Source organism: Nonomuraea longicatena (assembly GCF_039525605.1).
In the GTDB taxonomy this organism is placed as follows: Bacteria; Actinomycetota; Actinomycetes; order Streptosporangiales; family Streptosporangiaceae; genus Nonomuraea; species Nonomuraea longicatena.
The window spans coordinates 1-3171 of the sequence record NZ_BAAAHQ010000095.1 but is presented as its reverse complement, the minus strand read 5'-3'; the positions used below and the strand labels follow the sequence as shown (position 1 = coordinate 3171).

Sequence of the window (3171 nt, the reverse complement as noted above, 5' to 3'; positions counted from 1 at the left end):
ATCATCCGGTACTCAAGGTGTCCACACATCGGGGAGAGGACCCCAGCTCGATCGCCTCATCCAAGCGCCCTGACGCCCGGTAGGCAGCCGCGAGATCATGACGACTGTCCACCGTCTGGAGATGCTCAGCGCCGAGGAGCCGTTCATGTTGGCTCAGGATTGCCTCATATAGTCGGATCGCTTCGTCCATGCGTCCCGCCGCCTGGTAAGCGGCCACAAGGTTTTGGCGGTTGATGAGGATATGGGGGTGATCGGGATCCAAGAGGCGCTCACGGCTGGTCAACGTCGCCTCATACAGCTCGATCGCCTCATCCAAGCGCCCTGATGCCTGGTAGACGTATGCAAGGTTATGGCGGCCGTCCACAGTCTGGGGATGCTCAGCGCCGAGGAGCCGTTCCCGTGTCCTCAACGTAGCTTCGAGTAACTGGATCGCCTCGGCGAATCGTCCCGCTGCCTGGTAAGCGCCAGCCAAGTTGTTGCGGTTGGCAAGGATATGAGGATGGTCGGGATCCAAGAGGCGCTCACGGCTGGTCAACGTCGCCTCATACAGCTCGATCGCCTCGTCCAAGCGCCCTGATGCGTGGTAGGCGTGTGCGAGGTTGTGTCTGCCGTCCACAGTCTGGGGATGCTCAGGGCCGAGGAGCCTTTCACTCTCGATCAGCACTGCCTCAAGTAGTCGGATCGCCTCGTCCTTGCGTCCTACCGCCTGGTAGGCTCCCGCGAGATTCTGACGGCTGGCCAAAGTGTAAGGGTGATCGCCTCCGAGGACCTCATCAAAGCCGGCCAAGGTGGTCTCGTACAGCTGGATCGCTTCGCTGAGTTGGCCACCTGACTCGTAAGCACGTGCGAGGTTATAACGACTTGCCAGGGTATGGGGATGGTCGAGGCCCAGCAGCCGCTCCCGCGTCCTTAACGTGACCTCGTGAAGTTTAGTTGCCTCAGTCAATCGTCCCGCTGCTTGGTAGGCACGTGCAAGATTGCTACGACTGGTCAAGGTAGCAGGGTGATCAGGGCCCATTACTTGCCCATAATCGGCCAACGCCGCCTCGTGTAGCCGAATCGCCTCATCCAAGCGCCCTGCCACCTCGTAACTGTATGCGAGGTTATTACGGCTAGCGAGAGTATCAGGATGCACAGGCCCTAAGACTTGCTCCATGTCGTTCAGTGTCGCCTTGTGCAGTTGGATTGCCCCGGCCAATCGCCCTGCCGCCTGATAGGCATTTGCGAGGCGGCTGCGGCAAGTGAGGGTACAGGTGTGCGTGGGACCTAAAACGCGCTCGCAGTCGGCAAGCGTTTCCTGCAACAGGGGAATAGCCCGATCAAAATCGACTAGCTCCGCTAGACATCCGCCACACCAAGAGCGCAACGTAAGCAAGTTTAGCGGGATGATGTCGACGGCCACGGCAACAGCATGCACTGCGACAGTCTGCTCGAATACGATCTCAACAAACGGGCGTTCAACTTCTTCTGGCAGATCTTCAATGAACCGGCGAAGCACGATGGTGGCACTGTCCAGCACGCCTTGGAGTTGCCCTTGGCGATCGGCGCGTTCACGGAGGACTCGTTGAATCAGGCGATGCATCAGCACAGCCCTGCCGTCCTCACTGAAGCTCACTAGTGAGGTGTCCGCCAGATCCGCCAACAGGTTGTCCCAAAGCTCGCGCTCGGCTGGGTCAGGCGCAATGGAGCCATACAGGATCGAACGGGGAACTCCGGAGGGTGCTAACACTCCGAGCACCGACAGGAGCAAGGAAGCGTCCTGGTGGGAAGCTTCAAATTGCATGACTGACAACAGGATGGTTTCTGCAGTGCCAGCTGGATACGGATCATAATCTGACCGAGTCAGGTACCGCTCCAGCGGAAAACTACGCAACAACTCTAGGTAGATGGCATAGTCGAGGCGACGGCGGGCAATCAGCGCAGCGGCTTGCGCCAAGGCCAATGGTAGGAAGCCCAGTTCGTCAGCCAGTTCTGCGGCGCCTTCGGCGTCATCCAAGCCTGTGCGTTCGTCCAGGAACATCACGGCTTGTGCAGGGGTGAAGACCTCGACCTCAACCGGAAGGTATACGTGACTAAAAGCGCGGTTACGTGAGGTGATGACTACGCGAGTAGCACCCGTAGTCGGGATCCAGTCGCGGACATCAGTCACACTGGTTGCGTTGTCGAACACCAGTAGGCCCGGTTGTGTCGATGCGGCCAAATGCGTGCGTACTCGGCGTGCAGCGGTCGCGGCATCATCATCGGGGCGACGCAAGCCGAGCCGGTCGGCAAGCCCTGCCAGTCCCATGATGATCTGGTCGGTTGTCTCAGCAACGATCCAGGCAATCAGCGGCCACTGAGCCTGCTGGCAGGTCCAAGCATACGCGGCTGCCAGCAGGGTCTTCCCAATACCCGGGGTGCCGGTAACTGCTGATATCACCGCAGCACCGGAGTCGGATATTTGATCATGCAAGCGGTTCAGGAATTCCTCACGCGATTGGAACGCGCGCGGTTTTTCTGGAATGTCTCCCTCAATGATCTGCTGCGGGCGCGTTTCTGTCGTAGCGGCCCACTGTATGAAAATCTGATGTAGGTCGCCTTCGACCTTCCCAGCGACTGGGCCGTGGAATACGCCATGAGAATAATCGACATGATCGCCTTCATAGCGAGGATGCCCTGCCCCCGAGCCAATACCGGGACTATGGCCAGGTTCAGTTGGGTCATGCCTGGTCATCATGGGTATCCCGGCGGGGTGCTGGATTTACGACCTTGCCAGTGACGGGACCGTAGAAGGTGCTGCCGCCGAAGTCGATATGGTCACCATGGTAGGTAGGTTCGGAAGGGGGTGGGTCGTTGGCTGGCGTGTCGGAGGAGACTGGCGCACCGGTCAGCCGATATGTCGTCACAGTGAGGGCCACACTGAAAACGAGCGCGATGCCAACCCACCACCAGTTCCAGATCTCCTCATTGAGTATCTGGTTGCTGGCGACTGCGACCGCCACGGGCAAGATCGCCGACCCTGCTAGTAGAGTCACCCGCTTCGGCGAGGAGGGAAAGGCCATGGCACCATCATCAACGAAAGCCGAGCTGTTGTCCCGTCCATCGGACGACGACTACGGCGTGCTCACGACGTAGTCGCCGCCCTGCTGCGCCCGGCCGACGACGAGGGCGAGGCAGACGGTGACCTGCCGC

General features: G+C 59.7%; 2 protein-coding genes. Both read right to left on the bottom strand.

The window, feature by feature from the left end:
• Window position 1: 1 nt before the first annotated feature.
• Complete coding sequence (locus ABD120_RS39435) at window positions 2-2716, bottom strand: tetratricopeptide repeat protein (protein WP_343955616.1); 2715 nt, start codon at window positions 2714-2716, stop codon at window positions 2-4.
• Window positions 2700-3041 (bottom strand): hypothetical protein, encoded by a 342-nt coding sequence (locus ABD120_RS39430; RefSeq protein WP_343955615.1) that lies wholly within the window; start codon window positions 3039-3041, stop codon window positions 2700-2702. The genes ABD120_RS39435 and ABD120_RS39430 overlap by 17 nt, the downstream gene beginning before the upstream one ends.
• Window positions 3042-3171 lie beyond the last annotated feature (130 nt).